Source organism: Kocuria carniphila (assembly GCF_004136555.1).
GTDB lineage: Bacteria > Actinomycetota > Actinomycetes > Actinomycetales > Micrococcaceae > Kocuria > Kocuria carniphila.
Window position 1 is genome coordinate 62,564 of record NZ_NOIT01000009.1, and the last position, 19,560, is coordinate 82,123.

A 19,560-nucleotide genomic window follows, 5' to 3' on the forward strand; every position below is an offset into this window, starting at 1 on the left:
AGGCTATTTCAACGCGTGCGACAGGGGAGCGCGCTGCTCAAGTAGGTGTTGGCCCCGCTCGTAATCGTCGTCCGAGTTGTAGGTGAGCACGCCCACCAGCTCGCCGCGTTCGTCGCCGTACCAGACCACGAACCCGTCCGGCCGCTCCCGGAACTCTGCCGTGCTGAAGCCGTCTCCCCACGCGGAGTATTTGAGCGTGTGGTCACCGATGATGCTCCAAAAACCGGGGATCGAATCCCACGATTTTTGCGCGTTCTGCTCGACCGCAGCATTGTGCCCGGCGATTTCTCCCATGGCCAGCGCGTCACCCCAGTGCTCGACCATGATGGGCCGCCCCGCCACGCCATGCTGGGCCAGCGCGGAATCTCCGGCGACCCACACGGTGGCGTGCGCCTTCAGATGCTGGTCGGTCATGATCCGGCCGCCCCGGACCTCCGCAGGCGAGTTGTCCAGGAGCGTGCCGCCCGGAGTCACACCCACCGCGGCAAGGATCAGATCGGGGTTCAACGATGTCCCGTCATCGAGTTGCACGACCCGCGGGGCCGCCACGGACTTCACGCTGCGGCCGGTACGCACCTCGACACCGACGGCCTCAAGCCAGTCCTTGATTCTCGACGACGCCGCTGCGCCCAGTCGTTGCTCCTGCGGCCCGTTTTCGGGCGTCACCAGGGCGACGTTGAGGCCGCGTTGGGCCAGTGACGCGGCTGCTTCGCAGCCGATGAAACCGGAGCCGATCACCAGGGCGGTATACGCCGTTCGCGCGGAGGCCACCAGGGTCCTTGCGTCATCGAGTGATCGCAGCAAATGGATTTCGGCACCCTCCTGCGCGGCGTGAAGCGACTTGGAGCGCGCACCCGTGGCAACAATCAACCGGTCGAATTCCACGGACCAGCTCTTAGCCGCCACGGTCTGCTTCTCTATGTCCACGGCCGAGATCGACGAGGCGAGCAGCAGCTCCACACCGTCCGGAAGGCCCTCTCCATTGACAGGGTCGCCGGTGGGTTCTTTCTCGCCGGACAGGACTTCCTTGGACAGCGGCGGGCGTTCGTAGGGTGGATCGATGTCTTCGGTGACCATGAGCACGGGACCCGGCCCGGCGGCGTCGAGGTAGCTACGTGCCGCGCTGACGCCACCCGCGCCGCTGCCGATGATCACCAGGGGATAGTGCTCCCGTGAGGGGAGGGACTGGTGACGGGGGAATGTCGAGGCATCCGAAACTGTCATGCTCCCATTTTGCTGACCGCTTGAGGGGGCTGACCAGGGGTTCGGAGGCTACTTGCGTGTTTTCGCTCCGATGGCCGTGCGGTGGTCCATGATCTTGTCGAGCAGGCTGATGAGCAATTCGCGCTCTTGTTCGGTGAGGGCCTGGCTCCAGTCGTTCTCGCGGGAGTTCTGCCGGGCGAAGACCTCTTGGATCTTGGTTTGGCCCGTGTCGGTGAGGTGCAGGATCAAGGAGCGCCCGTCCGCCTCGGATGCCTGTTTGACCAGCAGACCTTTGGATTCCAGATTGCCCGCGAGGTTCGAGACCGCAGCACGGCTCATTCCCATGAGCTCGGCCGCGCGGTGAGGGGTCAGGGGGCCCGCAACCCACAGCGCGAACAGCATGCGATAACTGGCCCACGTGCCACCGGCGGGGCGGTGAATGGAGGACTCGAAGTCGTAGATCACCGATGAGGACGCCCGGAACAGCGTGACGAACAGGCGGTTGGCCGTGACGTCGCATTCCGGGAACTCTTGCGAGATGCGTGACGCGGCGGCATTTGCGAACTGCCAGTAATCCGGGTTCACCGCGTTCGGGGCGTCGTCAGGTGTGGGCATGGTCCAAATTTAGTGTGCAGCCAAGCCGTTCGGGGAGTTTCTCTCGGGTGGGCAGGTTGTTAGACCTTTTATTACCTGGTGAGATCTCAGCGGCGCGAGGCTCATGGTGGTCACGTATTGAACCGCTTGCTCTGGGAATGAACAATGAAGGCAGGAGCCCCGTTGTCGCGTTGAGGAGTGCTGGAAATGTCCACCGTTGAACCGAACGCACGAAACGAAGCGCGAACGGGACACCGTGGCGGGGTCGAAACCAGAGACGAACGGCACCCCGGCAAGCGAACCGTGCTGTCGGGATTCCTGTTTGGTTGCGGTATTGCAGCGTCCATGATCGATCTGTTCATCTTCCACTTGGGCCTGCAATGGCACCATTTTTATGATCTGTCCACCCATGAGGTGGCGTTGCTGACGGACGGGATTTTCCACGCGTTCGGGTGGTTCATCACCGTGTGGGGCCTGTTCCTGCTGGCCGATATCCGACGCCGCGGGGGCGTGAATTGGAAGCGCTGGGCTGGGGCAGTGGCCCTGGGCATCGGGTCGTTCCAACTCCTCGACGGCGTGCTCAACCACAAGATCCTGGGCATCCATCAGATCCGGTACGGCGTTGACCTGCTGTTGTATGACACGGTGTGGATCGGATCTGCGATCGTACTCATGGTGACCGGGTGGGTGGTGCTGCGCATGACCCGTTCGGCCCATGACGCTCGCTGAGGCTGCCCGTGCACGCTCATGACTCAGCCCACGCGACTGGCCTTGATGGCTGGCTCGTGTTCGAAGTATTTGTTGCTGCATTGCTGATTGCCACGGCGGTCGGGTATGCCTGGTCCCTCTGGGCCGGGCGGCACCGCAGTGCGTGGCCGGTTCATCGGACCGTGTTCTTCTACGCGGGACTGGCCTGCGCGGCCGCGAGCCTGGTGGGCCCCTTGGGCCAGGCCGCTCACGAGAGTTTCACCGCGCACATGATGGGGCACTTGTTGCTCGGGATGATCGCCCCGCTCCTACTGGTGCTTTCGGCTCCGGTGAGCGTGCTGTTGCGGGCCTTGCCCGTGGGGCGAGCGCGTGCGGTGTCTCGCATGCTCCGTTCGCCCTACGTCCGGGTGATCACGCACCCGGTCGTGGCCGCTCTCTTGAACGCGGGTGGATTGTGGGTGCTGTACACCACCCCGCTGTTTCATTGGATGCACGGTTCCGTGTGGGTGCATGCGCTGGTGCACACCCATATTTTCTTGGCGGGGTATGTGTTCACGGCGTCCATGGTGGGCGTGGACTCGGATCCGCACAGGGCGTCGTTCAAGCTTCGAGCCGGGGTGCTGATTGCGTTCATCGCTGCGCATTCGATTCTGGCCAAGTGGTTGTACGCCCACCAGCCCATGGGGGTGGAAACCGCGGATGCGCAGTTCGGTGCCCAGCTCATGTACTACGGCGGAGATGCGGTGGACGTGCTACTGATCGTTCTGCTGTTCACCGGGTGGTACCGGGCCACGAGGCCGCGGTCAGCGAGCTCGGATAGGGCGCGAGCGACGTCGTCGTAGACGGCCCCGACTAACGCACCATGCGAATGGTCTTCAAATCGTTGGATGCGCTGTCGATCCGTTCGGCGCCGTCCGCCTCAAAGCCGTTCTTCTCGTAGAATCTGCGCGCTCGGGGGTTGTCCTTGGCCATCCACAGCTGTGACGGCTGATCGTCGAGGGAGGCGTCCAAGAGTTCTTGTCCTGCGCCCGTCCCGTGGAATTCCTTGAGGACGTAGAGCATGAACAGCTGGAAGTCCCGCACGTCATCCTTTTCTTGAGGGTGGGCGGTCATCGAGAACCCGATGATGTGATCATCCGCTTCTGCCACCCACGGGAACATGTCCTGGCCGTGATTGTCCACGATGGCTTGCCAGGTGCGGCGGCGGGATTCCCAAGCGGTGTCTCCGAGGAAAGCGTCGGGTAATTGGCCCGTGTACGTCTCTTGCCAGCACCGGAGGTGCACGTCGGCCAGCGGTTCAACGTCGGTCGGTTCGGGGCGTCGCAAAGTGATCGGTGGAGCACTCATGGTTTAACGCTAAGAAACGGCCCCGGGGGCGGTTCAAGCGGCCGGTAGCGCCCGGCCCGAAATACCGTGTGATCCACGCCACTCTCGATAGCCTCAGGGGTGGTTGGTGACCCGATCCCACCGCACCAAGCCGTACCGATCTGACTGACGAGGTATCGCCATGAGCACCCCCGAGCACCATTCCGACACCCGCACCACGGCTGAGCCGCCGCTGGCCCGGCTGATGCGACCCGTGAACTCCGTGGTGGAGCGGTTCATCCCCTCCGCCTTGATCTTCGCCATCGTGCTGACCGTGGTCGTCGCCGTCATGGCTCTGATCCTCACCGATTCCGGTCCCGTGACCGTGATCGAAGGGTGGGGAGTGGGCCTGTCCGGGCTGTTGAAGTTCATGACCCAGATGGCCTTGGTGCTGTTGCTCGGCCACGCACTCGCCAGTACACGGCCGGTGCGTGCGCTGCTCGGCAGGTTGGCTTCCGTCCCGCGTTCACCTTTGAAGGCGTACGTGTTCGTGTTTGTCGTGGCAGCTATTTCCTGTCTCATCACCTGGGGTTTCGGGTTGGTTGTTGGCGCCTTACTGGCGAGGGAGGTCGCCCACGAGTTCGGCCGCAGGAACATTCCCATCAGTTTCCCCATGCTCGTGGCCGCAGGGTTCTCCGGCATGGTGGTGTGGCACATGGGTTACTCGGGTTCCGGACCGCTGACCGCGGCCACGCCTGGGTCTTTCATCGAGAAGCAGGTGGGGTACGTGATTCCCATCAGCGAAACGACCTTCTCATGGTGGAACATGAGTGCCGCGGTGGCGACAGTGATTCTGGTGGCAGCGGCCCTGTGGCTCGTAGCTCCTCGAGTAGTGCCCGCATCTCACAGGATCACCGCGGAGGCGCTCAAGGAATCCGATCAAGAGGTGCAGCAGCCCAAGGTCGAGGCCCCGGCAGATCACTTGGACGCGTCACGACTGCCCACTCTCCTCATCGGGATCGCTCTCGTGGCCTACCTGGTGATCCATTTCGCGCATGGCGGGTCGGTCACGCTCAACATCGTGAACTGGATGTTCCTCGCATTGATTTTCTTGCTGTCCCGCAATTCGTTTGCGGTCATGGGCCTGATCAAGAATGCTGCCTCCAACGTGGGCGACATTCTGCTGCAGTTCCCGTTGTACGCCGGAATCATGGGCATCATGACCGCCACCGGTCTCATCCAGGTGCTGTCCGATTCGATCGTGGCGGTGGCCTCGCCGCAGACTTTGGGGTTGCTGGCGTTTCTGTCCGCGGGTCTGGTCAACTTCTTTGTCCCTTCCGGCGGTGGCCAGGTGGCCATCCAGGCGCCCATTCTTCTCGACGCCGCCGCGAGACTCGACGTGGACCCCTCCGTCATGATCATGGCCGTGGCATACGGCGACCAGTGGACGAACATGATCCAGCCGTTCTGGGCGCTGCCGCTGTTGGCCATCGCGGGCCTCAAGATCCGCGACATCCTGGGTTACACCACGGTGGTGCTCTTGGTGTCGGGAGTCGTTTTCGGTGCCACCATGTTGATCGTGGGGGCAGGGGTTTAGCGCACCATTCGCACGATCATGAATCCGGTGGCTTGAATGTAGACCGCTTCGGCGCCGTCTGTGGTGAAACGGTTGCGTTCGTAGAAGCGCCGTGCCCGGGGATTGTCCTTGGCGACCCAGAGGAACGCAGGATTGTCACCGATGACGGCCTCTAGGAGAGCCTGTCCGGCACCGCTGCCGTGGTGCTCGGCGAGTACATAGAGCATGCGAAGTTCCAGGGGACGAGCGGCATGTTCATCAGTCGACGGTGCGGCACCCGCGAATCCGATCAGCTGGTCCTTCGTCTCAGCGACCAGCAGTGTGCCGTCCCTCTCTGGACGTTGCAGCGTGCCTTGCCACATCTCGACCCGGGCGGCGCGAGCGGCGTCGTCGAAGGCCGAGGCCGGCATCAACTGCCCGTAGGTTTCCCGCCACGTCTCCACGTGGAGGTCCCCGAGGGCAGCGGCGTCGTCGAAAGTGGGCTCGCGCAGGGTGATAGCCGGCGGGTTCATGGCCCTATGGTATTGCCGCAGTGGGTGCGTGTGGATGTCCGAGGTTACGTTTACTGTGGTTCACATCTCACCCGCGAAGTGCAGCACTCAGCCAGGAGTCACCATGAAGATCACCGGAGCAGTCCTCGAAGAGATCGGCCTGGAGCGTCCCTACACGGAGTCGAAGCCACTGAACATCACGGAGCTGGACCTGGACGATCCCGGCCCGGACGAGGTACTGATTCGTATTCGGGCCGCAGGCCTGTGCCATTCGGATCTTTCCGTGGTCGATGGAAATCGAGTACGGCCCACGCCCATGCTGCTTGGCCATGAGGCTTCCGGGGTCGTGGAAAAAGTCGGTGAGAACGTCACAGACCTGTCCGTGGGAGAGCAGGTCACCACGGTGTTCCTGCCGCGCTGCGGTGAATGCAAGAACTGCCTCACGGACGGAAAACTGCCGTGCACCCCGGGCACCGCCGCCAACAATGACGGCGTGCTCATCGGTGATCACGTGCGGCTACATCGGGAAGGTGAGGAGGTTCGTCACCATCTGGGGGTCTCTGGGTTCGCGACGCACGCCGTGTTGAACCGGCAGTCGGTGGTTCCGATTGGCGACGACGTGCCCGCGGACGTCGCCGCCGTCCTGGGCTGCGCGGTGCTCACCGGCGGCGGCGCCGTGCTGAATGCCGGCCAACCGGCGGATGGGCACGCCGTGATGGTCGTGGGCCTGGGGGGTGTGGGGATGGCTGCGCTCATCACGGCCGTTTCCATCGACAAGGGCAAGGTCATTGGAGTGGACGCCAACCAGGAGAAGCTCGCACGCGCCCGTGAATTGGGAGCTGACGAGGTCTACACGCCCGCACAGGTGACCGAGCAGGGCATCAAGGCCCCCGTGGTGATTGAGGCGGCCGGGCATCCCAAGGCGTTCGAGACCGCAGTGGCCGCGACAGAGGTGGGCGGCACCACGGTGACTGTGGGTTTGCCGTCCCCGGATGCGCGATCCAGCATTTCGCCGCTCGTACTCACCGCTGAGGCCCGCACCATCAAGGGTTCCTACCTGGGCTCAGCCGTGCCCGCCCGGGACATCCCGATCTACGCGCAGCTGTGGCGCGAGGGGAAACTGCCGGTCGAAGAGCTGATTTCCGGGCGAATCGCACTGTCGGAGATCAACAGCTCACTCGACCTACTCGCGGACGGTCAGGCCGTCCGCCAGGTGATTATGTTCGAGGACTGAACCTGCCCCCGCCCGGGATGAGCGCTGTCAGGCCTCGTCCGGGTTCCAGCCCCGGATTTTTCCGTCCGGGGCCGCGTACTTGGCGATCAGGCTGCAGTCCAGGTTCTCGTAGCCCTCGTCCACGAGTTGCTGGAACCGCTGGGCCGCGAGCTCGGCCGCGGGGAGGTTCACCCCGGTCTGTTCACCCGCAGCCAGCGCGAGCCCCACATCCTTGGCCGCAAGTGCCGCGGAGAACGTGGCCTTGAAGTTGTTGTTCGCCGCCGAGGAGTCGACGATGTCCGGCACGGGATACCACGTCTGCAGGGCCCAGGAGTTGCCGGACGAGACCGAGGCGATGTCCCAGAACACCTGCGGGTCCAGGCCCAGCCGGTCGGCAAGGACAGCGCCTTCGCCGCAGGCCTCCAGGCTGATGAACAGCATCATGTTGTTCACGATCTTCGCGGCCTGACCGGTTCCCGCCTCGCCGGTGTGGACGATCCGCCCGGCCATGGGCTCGATGTACTGCTTGGCTTTCTCGACTGCGCCGCTCTCGCCGCCCACCATGAACGTCAAGGTCCCGGCCGCCGCACCACTAATGCCTCCGGACACCGGGGCATCGACGAATTCGAATCCCGCCTCCGCGGCGGTCTTGTGCAGGTCGACCGCGGTTTCCACGTCGATGGTCGAACTGTCGATGAGCAGGGCGTCTTGTGGCGCGAGGGCCAAGACTCCACTGTCCCCGAGGTACACGGCTCGCGAATGCTCACCCTTTGGCAGCATGGTGAAGACCACCTGCGCGCCGTCCAGGACTTCCTCGATAGAACTGCAGGTCGTCACGCCCTGGGCCTTAGCCTCGTGCATCGCTTGTTCATTGAGGTCGAAACCGCGGACGTCGTGGCCCGCCTTCACGAGGTTGGCGGACATGGGTCCGCCCATGTTTCCCAGGCCGATCCAGCTGATGGTGGTCATGGTGGTGTCCCTTTCGGCGGGCCCCCGAGGAAGATCAGGAGCTGGTGGTGTGTGTCGTGCGTTCCTGGTCCAGGCGGCGTCGGTCTTCGGCGTCGATCGACTGCAAAGAAATACCGCGGGTCTCGCGCAATGTGGCCACGGCGAACAGCGTGATGAGGCACGCGATCGAAATGTAGATGGAAATGGGCACCCAGGAGCCGAACTGGCGCAACAGGGTGGTCGCAATAATGGGAGCCAGCGAACCCGCGACGATCGAGGTGACCTGGTAGCCCAGCGAGACGCCCGAGTACCGCATGCGTGTGGGGAACATCTCGGCCATGATGGCGGGTTGTCCGGCGTACATGAAGGCGTGGATTGCCAGGCCCAGAACGATGGCGGCAAGAATGACCCAGTCGTTCTGAGTGTTGAACATGGGGAACGCGATGAACGACCACACGATGCCCATCAGCGCACCGGCTGCGTACACGGGGCGTCGGCCGATCTTGTCCGTGAACCGGCCCATCAGGGGCACCAGGATGGCGTGGATGATGTGCGCCACCAGCAGGAGCAGCAGGATGTTAGAGGTGTCCATCTTCAGCTGTGTGGACAAGTACGTGATCGAGAAGGTGACCACGATGTAGTAGAGGATGTTCTCTGCGAAGCGCAGTCCCATGGCGCCGAATACGCCGCGGGGGTAGCGGCGGAACACTTCGGCCACACCGTATGCGGCACCCTTGGCCTCGATGACCTCTTCCTGAGTCTCCTTGAAGATTGCAGCGTCCGAAACATGGGTGCGGATGTAGTAGCCGACGATCACGATGACCACGGACAGCCAGAAGCCCACGCGCCAGCCCCACGAGAGGAACTGCTCGTCGGAGAGCGTGCGGGAGAGGATCAACAGAACCACGGTTGCGAGCAGGTTGCCCAACGGGACCGCGGCCTGGGGCCAGCTCGCCCAGAAGCCGCGCTCCTTGTTGGGAGAGTGCTCGGCCACGAGCAGCACGGCGCCGCCCCACTCGCCACCCACGGCGAAGCCCTGTGCGAAGCGCAGGATCACGAGCAGCGTGGGAGCCCAGTAGCCGACTTGGTGGAACGTGGGTAGGCAGCCCATGAGGAAGGTCGCGGCACCCACCAGAATGATGGCCACTTGGAGCAGATGCTTACGGCCGAACTTGTCACCGAAGTGCCCGAAGACGATGCCACCCAGTGGGCGTGCAATGAAACCAACCGCGTAGATGAGGAAGGCCTTGATGATGCCGTCCAAGGGGTTGCCCGTGTCCACGAAGAACAACGGGCCGAACACCAAGGTGGACGCGGTTGCGAACAAGAAGAACTCGTACCACTCGACCACGGTGCCGGCCATTGAGGCGGCCACGACCTTCTTGAGTCCCGCGCGGTTCTCCGGAGTGTCATTGGGATCGAGATCGGCTGCGGGGGTGGCCCGGTCCGCGGTGCTCATGGGGTTCTCCTTATGAATCAAAACTGTGACCGCGATCACGCCGCAGTGGGTCAAACCTACTGCTAGCTCCGGACTTCCTCAATGACCAGAACCTGGCCCCCGCTGTGCAAAAATGCACACACTGCTCTCGATGAGCTTTGCGATACACATGGGAGGGGTGCGAGTGGCGCAAGACGTCGACAATCTGTTGCTACTGCTCTCCGTGGTGCGCCACGGCTCGTACTTGGGTGCGGGTGCTGCGCTGGGGATCAGTCACACCACGGTCTCCCGCAGGATCGCGGCCCTGGAGAAATCTGCCGGAGCCCGCCTGCTCGTTCGTTCCGGGGAGGTATGGGAACCCACGGAACTGGGGCGCGAATTCGTCTCGGCCGGTGAAGACATTGAACTGGCACTCGGCTCGTTGGCGTTGGATTCGGGCGGCGTTGGCGGTTCTGTGCGGGGTGTGGTTCGCGTACTCGTGCCCGAGGGGTTCGGTGGTGTGGTCGTTGGGGCGGCCATGCGCAGATTGTCCGAAACCCACCCCGGCGTTCGCCTGGAAATGATCAATGCCGCGCGGAGGGCCAGAACCAATCTGGTGGGCATCGACTTCGAAGTGGTGGTGGGACGGCCGGAGGTCTCACGGAACGAGGCTTTCCACTTGGCTGACTACACGTTGGGAATGTACGCGTCTCGGTCCTATCTCGAGACCCATGAAGCGATCACCGAACCCGACCAGGTGCAGGACCACCCGCTCCTCTATTTCGTGGAGTCGATGCAAGACGTTCCGGAGCTGACGGATCCGGTGAGTTACTTTCCGCGCATGCGGCAATCGGTGGGGGCTACGTCCTCCATGGTCCATGTGGAGCTCACGCGCGCCGGTGCGGGGATCGGACTCCTGCCGTGCTTCATGGCCGAACGGGCCAGTGACCTGGTGCGACTGTTCCCCAGAGAACTGACTTTCCCCGTGTCCTACTGGGTAGTCTCACGCCCCGATCTGCTCCGACGGCCCGCGGTGCAAGCAGTCATGAGTGCTCTCCGGGCCGCGGTGCACGACATGAAAGATGAGCTTGCGGCTGCCCCGCCGGAGGATGAGCGGGCCTAGCGGGAGCCGGATTGGCGCGGATCACCCTCAGCTCAAAAGCCGCTCGAGACCCGCAGTGAACTCCGCTTCAGAGGATGAGGTGTCCAGCCCCATGGCCTCCCGCGTCTGCTCCGTGCTGACCGACCCCAAGGTGAAGCGAACCAGGGTGAGGGCTGTATATTTCGCTTCGCCCTGGGGTGATCCGGATTCAGTGGAGAGCGCCACCAGTTCCGGCACCGGACTCAGACTTTCCGGGTTGATCGAGTGCGCCACGCTCACGACTTCCGCGCCATCGCGCACGGCCAGGATCAGCGAACGAAACTCACGCGTCAGGTGGGCGGCGCGCTCGAGCGGGGTGGCGGCGTCGTCAAGTGCCTCTGTTGAGAGCGGCGCAACCATGCGCTGGGCGAGCACTCCGAGCAGCTCTTGTTTATTGGCCACGTGCCAGTAGAGGGCGCCGGGTTGGACTCCGAGGTCCTTGGCAAGGCGGCGCATCGAGAGGTCGCCCAGGCCGTAACTCTGCAGAATGCCCCACGCGGCAGCCACGATCTGGTCGCGAGACAGGGCCATGGTGCTCCTCGAAATCTGGGCGGGGACGATTGGAACTTTACCCGCGGGGCACCCTCGGATTGACAAACTTGAACACTGTTCAATAATTGAACGGTGTTCAAGAACTTCAACGATCTCGCAGATCGCACGCTCAACGGTGAGCCGGTGACCCCCGAAGAGGCGCTCCAACTGCTCGAAACCAGTGATCAGGACATGCTCGACCTGGTGGCTGCCGCGGCCCGATTGCGGCGCGAGCACTTCGGGATGACCGTCAAGGTGAACTACCTGGTCAACCTCAAGTCCGGGTTGTGCGCGGAGGACTGCGGCTATTGTTCGCAGCGGTTGAATTCCGGCGCGGGCATCCTGAAGTACTCGTGGCTCACTCCCGAGCAGGCTGTGGAGCAGGCGCAGCACGGCATCAAGGGTGGCGCGAGCCGCGTGTGCCTGGTGGCGAGCGGTCGCGGACCGTCCAATCGCGAAGTCAACACCGTGACGCAAACGGTCGAGGCGCTCAAGGAACAGCACCCCGGGGTGGAGGTCTGTGCTTGCCTGGGTCTGCTCAAAGACGGCCAGGCCGAGACCCTCAGTGACGCCGGCGTGGATGCTTACAACCACAACCTCAACACCGCCGAGTCCAATTACGAGAGCATCTGCTCGACGCACACCTACCAGGACCGCGTGGACACCGTGGAGCGAGCCAAAGGCGCGGGGCTCTCGCCGTGTTCGGGGCTGATCGTGGGCATGCGTGAGACGGACGAACAGCTCGTCGAGGCGCTTTTCGCCTTGCGCGAGCTCGATTCGGATTCGGTGCCGGTCAACTTCCTGATGCCCTTCGAGGGCACTCCCTTAGCGGGTACTTGGCAGCTGAGCCCGCAAAAGTGCCTCAAGATCCTCGCCGTGGTGCGCTTCGTCTGCCCGGACAAGGAGATTCGCATGGCGGGCGGTCGCGAAATGCACTTGCGTTCGCTCCAGCCGCTGGCGTTGCACGTAGTCAACTCGCTGTTCTTGGGTGACTACCTGACGTCCGAGGGCCAGGCCGCCAAAGCGGACCTGGACATGATTGCCGACGCCGGCTTCACCGTTCTCGGGTCCGCTTCCGACGACGCTTCGAATGCCGACACCGCGGCCGTACCCGAACCCTACGAAAAGGTGGACCTGGGTTTGGAGCCGGCGCTGCGGCGTCGTGGGGCGGGCACGGCGGTGGCCCCCAATGCTTAAATCGGGCGAGCGATCCCTCGCCGACCGGGACCGGGGCTTGTTGTGGCACCCGTACGAAGCACTCGACGGCGAGCCACCGTACGCGGTCGAGGAAGCCGACGGCGTCAGCCTGAATCTGCGGTCCCCGGATGGCGAGTTGATACATGCCATTGACGGCATGTCGTCGTGGTGGTGTGCGGTGCACGGCTACCGCAATACACGGCTGGACCGTGCTGCGGTGGAGCAGATCAGCCGGTTCTCCCACGTGATGTTCGGCGGTTTAACCCACCAACCCGCAGTGGAATTGGCCGAACGACTCGTGGCCGTCACGCCGGAGGGTCTGGACCACGTGTTCCTCGCCGACTCCGGTTCCGTCAGTGTTGAAGTGGCCCTCAAGCTCGCGGTCCAGTATCAAGCGGCGCGGAGTCGTCCCGAGCGGCGCCGTATCCTCACGGTCCGCGGCGGCTACCACGGGGACACTACCGGTGCCATGAGCGTGTGCGATCCCGAAGGCGGCATGCACGCGCAGTTCAGCGGGCTCGTTGCGGACCAGTTGTTCGTGGCACCCCCGCCCGCAGCGCGCTTCGTTCCGGCCGGGGATCTTGCCGACGCCGCTGATCGCTTTTTCGACGCCCCCGCGCCCGACTACGCGGTGTCCGACGACGCCGCTTCCGGATGGTTCGGCAATCTGCCGGCGGGTTCGTGGTCGAGCAATACCGACGAAGTTGATCGTTGGATCTCGGAACTACAAGAAACCGCGCGGCACCACCGACACGAGCTGGCGGGCGTGATCGTCGAGCCCATCCTGCAGGGCGCGGGTGGCATGCGCACCTACGATCCTCGCTGTCTCAAGGCGCTGCGCGAGCTCGCCGATGAACTGGACCTGGTCTTCATCGCGGACGAAATCGCCACCGGTTTCGGGCGCACCGGCGCGTGGTTCGCGTGCGAGTGGGCGGGCATTGTCCCGGATGTGATGTGCGTGGGTAAGGCGCTGACCGGCGGTTACCTGACGCTGGCGGCGGTCCTCGTCTCGCGGCGGGTTGCGGTCGTCGTCACGGATTCGCCACAGCGTGCACTGATGCACGGCCCCACCTTCATGGCCAACCCGTTGGCGTGCGCGGTGGCTCATGAATCGCTGGCCATGCTTCAGGAGAGCTGGCGGCCGAGCGTGACCCGGCAGAATCTGAAATTACAAGAAATCCTGCCGACTGCCACGGAGCTGTCCACGGTGGCGGATGTCAGAGTGATCGGGGCCGTGGGGGTTATTGAATTCCACGACGCGCCGGATCGGGGCGTGCTGACTCGGACTGCCTTGGAACGCGGCGTCTGGCTGCGACCCTTCGGGAATCTGCTCTATGCCATGCCGCCGTACGTCTGCACCGAGCGCGAGATCGAGCGGATCGCCCGCGCCATGGTCGCCGCGGCAGGAACTGTCGCGCAGCAGGCGGTGAGCGCACGGTGATGGCCACTTGCCCGGCAGCTGAACCGGTCGCGGTGCCGCACTGCGAAGCGCCATCGCCTTTGTCCACGCGTGCGCAGGAGGCCACCTCATGATTGGGAAGACCGGACCGCTCGATTCCTGGCTGCACGACAAGGCGAGTACACGCGCGGACTTGGGGCTGCGGCGTCGTACCGTGGCGATCCGCGAGAACTCGGTCGATTTGGCGTCCAACGACTACCTGGGGCTGTCACGGGATCCGCGAGTTGTGGCTGCCGCGGCGGAAGCCCTGCACCGGTACGGCGCGGGATCGCGCGCGTCCCGACTGGTCACCGGAACATTGAGCGTTCACGCGGACCTCGAACGGGCCCTCTGCGATCTAACGGGACAGCCCGCCGCGCTTGTATTCTCCAGCGGGTATGCAGCGAACACTGGCTTGCTCACGGCCCTGGGGGAGGCGGACACCCTGATCGTTTCCGATCAGCACGTGCACGCGTCCCTGGTGGATGGGGCGCGTCTGTCTCGAGCGCCAGTGGTGATTTCCGGGCACAACAACGTTGAACACGTGGCGCAGTTGCTCAAGGAGCGCAGTCAGAAGCGCGCCATCGTGGTCGTCGAGTCCATCTACTCGGTGCTCGGCGATCATGCTCCACTCAAAGAACTCGCCGCGGTATGCGAACTCCACGGGGCACTGCTCGTGGTGGATGAGGCACACGGAATCGGTGTCGCTGGGCGGGGACGCGGGCTCGCACACCAGGAAGGCCTGGCGGGCCACCCCAATGTGGTCCTGACCGTCACGCTGTCCAAGGCCTTGGGCGCACAGGGCGGAGCGGTTCTGGGGTCCGAGCTGTTGCGCGATCACCTGGTCAATGTCGCGCGTCCTTTCATTTTCGATACGGCGCTCGCCCCGGCCAGCGCGGCCGCGGCAACTGAGGCGTGCCGAATCATTGTCCGCGAACCGGATCTGGCGGAACGGCTGCACGCTAACGGCCGAGTCATCGCTGAGGTACTAGGGATCGAGCACGCCCTCGCGGCAGTTCAGTCCGTACCGATCGAATCGCCGGAGTTGGCGCTCACTACGGCCGAGACCTTGCGCGATCGAGGGATTCTGGTCGGCTGCTTCCGCCCACCGTCAGTGCCGGACGGCATCAGTCGGTTAAGGCTCACGGCCCGAGCAAACGTGGAATTACAAGCATTGACGGACGCATTGAGCGAGGTCCAAGACGTCATAACTGAGTTGGGTGCCCGACCGCTCGGGGTGGTCGCGTGATGGGTAATCCTTTGGCGCGGGCGGCGGAACTCCTGACCGGGGTTGTGGTCGTCACGGGCACCGATACGGACGTCGGCAAGACCTACGCCACCGCGGCCCTTGCCTTGGCCGGGTGCTCGGCGGGGCGGCGTCGGATTGCCGTCTATAAACCGGTCCAAACGGGCGTGCTTCCCGGTGATTCCGGCGACATCGACGACGTCGCCCGCTTACTTGCCGCTGCCGGCGTACCTAGCGATCTCCTCACCACTGCCGAAGGTCAACGACTCTCGGCGCCCATGGCCCCGCCACCGGCAGCGGCCATCGACCAGGTGCCACTGTTGAACCTCGACGATCACGCGGAACGCGTTGCCGCGCTGCTGAGCGATCACGACCTGGTGCTCGTTGAGGGCAGCGGAGGTGTGCTCGTGGAACTCGACGGTCAGGGGCGCAACATCGCGGATCTGACCGAGCGCATAAGCCGCGACGTCGATCCGTACGTGGGAGTAGTGCTCGTGGGCCGCCCCGATTTGGGCACCCTGAATCACACATTGCTCAGCCTCGAAGCTTTGTATCGCAGGGGAGTGCGCGTGCTCGGAACGGTGCTGGGTAGTTGGCCCTCGAATCCGCAGATACTGCACGAGACCAATCGCGACTACATCGTTAACATCCATGCGGAGGACGGCAGGAGCATCCCTCTCCTTGGTGCCATCCCGAAGGGCTGGGGCTCCGTGGGCTGAGTATGAGGTGAAGTAACTGCAGGTCTGAAGTGTGGTGGGAGGGAAATGCCATTTCGGAGCAGGAAATCGACACTTCCCTCACTTGAGACTTCGTCGGTGCCGTTGCCTCACCTCAGACTCGCGCAGGTTGCTGGATAGTGCAGCTGCGCGGAGCATGCTCCGCGGTTAGCGCTCCGCCGGATCAGGACCCCGCCACCAACGCGTCGTACACGCGCTCGAACCGCTCGTGGACACCGTCGTAGTACTCACGAGTCTCATATTGCGGGGAGTACGTGCCAGCGGGTTCGTGATTCGCCGGTTCCACATCCGGTGCCAGTGACTCGAGCATTAACAGCGCCGTGCCGCGGGCGGTGGAGCGCTTCATCACCTGATGGATGACAGGTTTGCCCAGGTAATCGCCAAGAATCTGCAGCCACGACGGTAGACCCTGCGTCACGCTTCCCGCGGCCACGATCTTCTCGACGTCCTTGGCAGCCTCTTCCATTTCATCGGCAACTCGTCGATACGACGCCGCGATGCCCTCCAACATGCCGCGCGCCATTCCCGTGGCATGGGTGGACGCGGAGACATCGACGAACGCGGTGCGCGCACTGCCGGCCCAACCAGTGGAACGTTCGCCGGTCAGGAAGGGCAGCACCCCCGGGGTCGAAGGGGACACTGCTTCCGCCGCAATCTCGTCCAGGTCAACGCCGTCCAGATTGAGCGTGGTCTCAAGCCAGCTGATGGCCCTACCGACATCATTGAGGGCACCACCCAACAGGCATCGAGAAGAGTCGATCCGGTAACACCACAGCCCGGGCGGAATATCGTTCGGCCGGTGATGCAGGAGCACTCGCATGGCTCCGGAAGTGGCAGCCGAGACAACCATGGTCTGCTGATTGTCGCCGCCCACGCCGACGTTGGCACACAACCCATCGGCAACAGGTGCGTACCACTGGGCGTCGGAGAGAGCCTCCCAGCGTTCGGTGCGTTCGGGGTCCACGTCCGGTAGCGGCTGATCGGGGTCGAGGATCGGGGACAACACGTCCTCGGTGATTCCCGCGGCCTTGAGCATGCACTGATCCCAGTTGCCGGAGCGCCGGTTGAGCAGCCCGGTCCACGCGGCGGTTGCGGTGCCCGCTGCCGTAGTGCCCAACAGTTTCAGCCAGACATATTCCCCGATGGACATCCATCGAGCGGCTTCCTCCATGATCTCTGGCTGCGTCTCTGCGAGCCAGCGGAACCTCGGCGCCAGATAGCTCGTGTGCAGTCGGGCGCCCACGATGTCCTGGACTTCGCGCTCGTCCAGTTCTTTCCGGAGCTGCGCGAGCTGCGGTGCGCAGCGGGAATCCGCATACGTGAAACACAGGGTAATAGCGTCCCCGTCTTCGTTCACGCCCACGAGAGATGACGCGAAAGTATCGAGGCCGACGCCGCGCACTCGCCCGGCCAGCTCGGGCCGGTCACACACGAGGTCCAGAATCTCGGTCAGCTCTTCGACCACCTGATCGGGATCGATCACCGATGTGCCGTCGGAGTTAGTGGTGAAGGAATGCGGAACCTTGTGCCGGTAGCCACGGACCGGGGTCCCGGTGGCATCGTGGAGAGAGCCGCGGCTTGCCGTGGAGCCAACGTCAAGGGCCATGACCAACGGGTCCACTGCTTTCTTGAGTTCGACAGCGAACTCCACCCCGTCATCCGGTCGCGGTGTGTCCTTGTGTTTGGCCATGATTCCTCCTGCTCCATTGCGGTGGATCGACACCTTCAGTCTATGGAGCGGGGCCGAGCGTGGGGCGGGAGCAACTCGCGTGAGGGAGGCAGGAAACGGGAGAGAGCGGCGTCGGCGTCCCAAATTTTGAGATGCATGACCGACATGTGGATAGCGTCAGGGGCCGCGCGTATCCTTGAACGAACAAATCTTTCGGGTCGCGGCAACTTCGAGCCGCGTGAGAGCCCGAACCACACCTTGGGAAGGAGTCACTGTGCCGCAGCTGCGATCAGCCACGTCAACCACCGGCCGGAACATGGCGGGAGCGCGCGCCCTGTGGCGTGCCACCGGCATGGGAAGCGAGGACTTCGGTAAGCCGATCATCGCGATCGCCAACTCCTTCACCCAGTTCGTCCCCGGACACGTGCACCTGAAGAACATGGGCGAGCTCGTGGCCTCCGCCGTACACGAGGCTGGCGGTGTGGCCAAGGAATTCAACACGATCGCCGTGGATGATGGCATCGCCATGGGCCACGACGGCATGCTCTATTCCCTGCCCTCCCGTGACATCATCGCGGACTCCGTGGAGTACATGGTCAACGCCCACTGCGCGGACGCACTGGTGTGCATCTCCAACTGCGACAAGATCACTCCGGGCATGCTCATGGCTGCCCTGCGTCTGAACATCCCCGTGGTGTTCGTCTCCGGTGGACCCATGGAATCCGGTGAAGGTGTCGAGGGCGTGGTGGAGCACCGCGTGGACCTGGTGGACGCCATGGCCCTGGCCGTGGATGAATCCATCACGGACGCTCAGTTGGCCCAGATCGAGGAGAATGCCTGCCCCACCTGTGGTTCGTGCTCCGGCATGTTCACCGCCAACTCCATGAACTGCCTGACCGAGGCGCTGGGGCTGTCCCTGCCCGGTAACGGCACCACGCTGGCGACCCACGTGAACCGTAAGCGCCTGTTCCTCGAGGCCGGCCGCCGCGTGGTCGAGTCCGCCAAGCGCTACTACGAGCAGGACGACGAGTCCGTGCTGCCCCGCAACATCGCCACCAAGGCCGCGTTCAGCAACGCCATGGCCTTGGACGTGGCCATGGGCGGTTCGACCAACACCGTGCTGCACATCCTGGCTGCGGCCCAGGAGGCCGAGGTGGACTTCAACCTCTCGGACATCGACGCACTGTCCCGCAAGGTTCCGTGTCTGGCCAAGGTGGCGCCGAACTCCACTAAATTCCACATCGAGCATGTACACCGCGCCGGTGGTATCCCCGCCATCCTGGGTGAGCTGCGCCGCGGCGGCCTGCTGGATGAGGACGTCCACACCGTGCACGCCCAGACCATGGGCGAGTGGCTGGACGAGTGGGACATTCGTTCCGGCAAGGCTTCGAATGAAGCTAAGGAGTTCTTCCTGGCCGCACCCGGCGGTGTTCGCACCACCCAGGCGTTCTCGCAGGCCAACGAGTACGAGGACCACGATCTGGACGCCGCCGAGGGTTGCATCCGCGACATCGAGAACGCGTACACGATCGAGGGTGGCCTGTGCGTGCTGTTCGGCAACATCGCTGAGGACGGCGCCGTGATCAAGACGGCCGGCATCGACCCCGAGCTGTTCCACTTCAAGGGCAATGCCTACGTGGTCGAGTCCCAGGACGAGGCCGTGCACGAGATCCTCTCCAAGAACGTCAAGGAAGGGGACATCGTGGTGATTGCCTACGAGGGCCCCAAGGGCGGACCGGGCATGCAGGAAATGCTGTACCCGACCAGCTACCTCAAGGGCTTGGGCCTGGGTAAGAAGTGCGCCCTGATCACGGACGGTCGCTTCTCCGGCGGTACCTCAGGCCTGTCGATCGGCCACATCTCCCCGGAGGCCGCAGCTGGCGGTGCCGTGGGGCTGATCGAGCACGGCGATGAGATCGAGATCGACGTGGAGAACCGCGTGCTTCGGGTCAACGTCGACGACGCCGAGCTTGCGCGTCGTCGCGAAGCCAAGGGTTCCGCACCCTGGAAGCCCACCAAACCGCGAGAGCGCAAGGTGTCAAAGGCGTTGCGGGCTTACGCCTCCATGGTGACCTCTGCCGATAAGGGCGCAGTGCGCGTTGTCGAGGACTAAATGAAAGTTATTCATTTGTAGCGAAGCCGCTAG

Annotated in this window: 18 protein-coding genes; 10 read left to right on the forward strand and 8 right to left on the reverse strand. The window is 63.9% G+C overall.

The window, feature by feature from the left end; translation table 11 throughout:
- Positions 1-3: 3 nt before the first annotated feature.
- Both EWV37_RS07960 and EWV37_RS07965 read right to left on the reverse strand, forming a co-directional pair.
- The gene (locus EWV37_RS07960) at positions 4-1,224 is read right to left on the reverse strand and encodes an NAD(P)/FAD-dependent oxidoreductase (protein WP_095796200.1); all 1,221 of its coding nucleotides are present in this window, start codon (positions 1,222-1,224) and stop codon (positions 4-6) included.
- A 48-nt stretch (positions 1,225-1,272) separates the two neighbouring features.
- Entirely contained in the window at positions 1,273-1,818 is a 546-nt protein-coding gene (locus tag EWV37_RS07965; RefSeq protein ID WP_095796201.1) for a MarR family winged helix-turn-helix transcriptional regulator, read from the reverse strand.
- A 186-nt stretch (positions 1,819-2,004) separates the two neighbouring features.
- On the opposite strand from EWV37_RS07965, the gene EWV37_RS07970 reads away from it, so the two are divergent.
- Both EWV37_RS07970 and EWV37_RS07975 read left to right on the forward strand, forming a co-directional pair.
- A complete protein-coding gene (locus EWV37_RS07970) occupies positions 2,005-2,526 on the forward strand; it encodes a DUF2243 domain-containing protein (RefSeq protein WP_129700893.1) in 522 nt (173 codons plus the stop codon).
- Positions 2,527-2,582: 56 nt separating this feature from the next.
- Positions 2,583-3,347: a cytochrome c oxidase assembly protein gene (locus EWV37_RS07975; RefSeq protein ID WP_238663149.1), complete on the forward strand. Its 765-nt coding sequence runs from the start codon at positions 2,583-2,585 to the stop codon at positions 3,345-3,347.
- Positions 3,348-3,357: 10 nt separating this feature from the next.
- On the opposite strand, the gene EWV37_RS07980 is transcribed toward EWV37_RS07975, so the two are convergent.
- Entirely contained in the window at positions 3,358-3,852 is a 495-nt protein-coding gene (locus EWV37_RS07980; RefSeq protein WP_129700897.1) for a GNAT family N-acetyltransferase, read from the reverse strand.
- Between the two features lie 160 nt (positions 3,853-4,012).
- On the opposite strand from EWV37_RS07980, the gene EWV37_RS07985 reads away from it, so the two are divergent.
- Positions 4,013-5,407, forward strand: a complete 1,395-nt coding sequence (locus EWV37_RS07985) for a short-chain fatty acid transporter (protein WP_129700899.1) — start codon at positions 4,013-4,015, stop codon at positions 5,405-5,407.
- Here the strand turns inward: EWV37_RS07985 and EWV37_RS07990 are convergent.
- Entirely contained in the window at positions 5,404-5,898 is a 495-nt protein-coding gene (locus EWV37_RS07990; protein ID WP_129700901.1) for a GNAT family N-acetyltransferase, read from the reverse strand. The genes EWV37_RS07985 and EWV37_RS07990 overlap by 4 nt on opposite strands.
- 103 nt (positions 5,899-6,001) lie before the next feature.
- Here EWV37_RS07990 and EWV37_RS07995 point away from each other — a divergent pair, with 103 nt between their 5' ends.
- Complete coding sequence (locus EWV37_RS07995; protein WP_095796206.1) at positions 6,002-7,111, forward strand: alcohol dehydrogenase catalytic domain-containing protein; 1,110 nt, start codon at positions 6,002-6,004, stop codon at positions 7,109-7,111.
- A gap of 27 nt (positions 7,112-7,138) precedes the next feature.
- Here EWV37_RS07995 and mmsB read toward each other — a convergent pair whose 3' ends face one another.
- Positions 7,139-8,059, reverse strand: a complete 921-nt coding sequence (gene mmsB, locus EWV37_RS08000) for a 3-hydroxyisobutyrate dehydrogenase (RefSeq protein WP_129700903.1) — start codon at positions 8,057-8,059, stop codon at positions 7,139-7,141.
- A gap of 34 nt (positions 8,060-8,093) precedes the next feature.
- Positions 8,094-9,497 (reverse strand): MFS transporter, encoded by a 1,404-nt coding sequence (locus tag EWV37_RS08005; RefSeq protein ID WP_129700905.1) that lies wholly within the window; start codon positions 9,495-9,497, stop codon positions 8,094-8,096.
- A gap of 130 nt (positions 9,498-9,627) precedes the next feature.
- Here EWV37_RS08005 and EWV37_RS08010 point away from each other — a divergent pair, with 130 nt between their 5' ends.
- Positions 9,628-10,578 carry a LysR family transcriptional regulator gene (locus tag EWV37_RS08010; RefSeq protein WP_238663150.1) on the forward strand — a complete coding sequence of 317 codons (951 nt, stop codon included), beginning with the start codon at positions 9,628-9,630 and terminating at the stop codon, positions 10,576-10,578.
- A 27-nt stretch (positions 10,579-10,605) separates the two neighbouring features.
- Here EWV37_RS08010 and EWV37_RS08015 read toward each other — a convergent pair whose 3' ends face one another.
- Positions 10,606-11,127, reverse strand: coding sequence for a TetR family transcriptional regulator (locus EWV37_RS08015; protein ID WP_129700907.1), 522 nt, complete (start codon positions 11,125-11,127; stop codon positions 10,606-10,608).
- Positions 11,128-11,220: 93 nt separating this feature from the next.
- Here EWV37_RS08015 and bioB point away from each other — a divergent pair, with 93 nt between their 5' ends.
- The 4 genes from bioB (at position 11,221) to bioD (ending at position 15,727) form a co-directional block, all read left to right on the forward strand.
- On the forward strand, positions 11,221-12,324 hold the full coding sequence (bioB, locus tag EWV37_RS08020; RefSeq protein ID WP_095796211.1) for a biotin synthase BioB: 1,104 nt from the start codon (positions 11,221-11,223) through the stop codon (positions 12,322-12,324).
- Complete coding sequence (locus tag EWV37_RS08025; protein ID WP_129700909.1) at positions 12,317-13,765, forward strand: aspartate aminotransferase family protein; 1,449 nt, start codon at positions 12,317-12,319, stop codon at positions 13,763-13,765. The genes bioB and EWV37_RS08025 overlap by 8 nt, the downstream gene beginning before the upstream one ends.
- Before the next feature lie 88 nt (positions 13,766-13,853).
- Complete coding sequence (locus EWV37_RS08030; RefSeq protein WP_129700911.1) at positions 13,854-15,011, forward strand: 8-amino-7-oxononanoate synthase; 1,158 nt, start codon at positions 13,854-13,856, stop codon at positions 15,009-15,011.
- The gene (gene bioD / locus EWV37_RS08035) at positions 15,011-15,727 is read left to right on the forward strand and encodes a dethiobiotin synthase (RefSeq protein ID WP_095796214.1); all 717 of its coding nucleotides are present in this window, start codon (positions 15,011-15,013) and stop codon (positions 15,725-15,727) included. Before EWV37_RS08030 ends, bioD begins: the two co-directional genes overlap by 1 nt.
- Positions 15,728-15,908: 181 nt before the next feature.
- On the opposite strand, the gene EWV37_RS08040 is transcribed toward bioD, so the two are convergent.
- The gene (locus EWV37_RS08040) at positions 15,909-17,435 is read right to left on the reverse strand and encodes a gluconokinase (RefSeq protein WP_129700913.1); all 1,527 of its coding nucleotides are present in this window, start codon (positions 17,433-17,435) and stop codon (positions 15,909-15,911) included.
- Positions 17,436-17,688: 253 nt separating this feature from the next.
- Between EWV37_RS08040 and ilvD the strand changes: the two genes are divergently transcribed.
- Complete coding sequence (ilvD, locus tag EWV37_RS08045) at positions 17,689-19,527, forward strand: dihydroxy-acid dehydratase (RefSeq protein ID WP_095796216.1); 1,839 nt, start codon at positions 17,689-17,691, stop codon at positions 19,525-19,527.
- Positions 19,528-19,560: the final 33 nt, after the last annotated feature.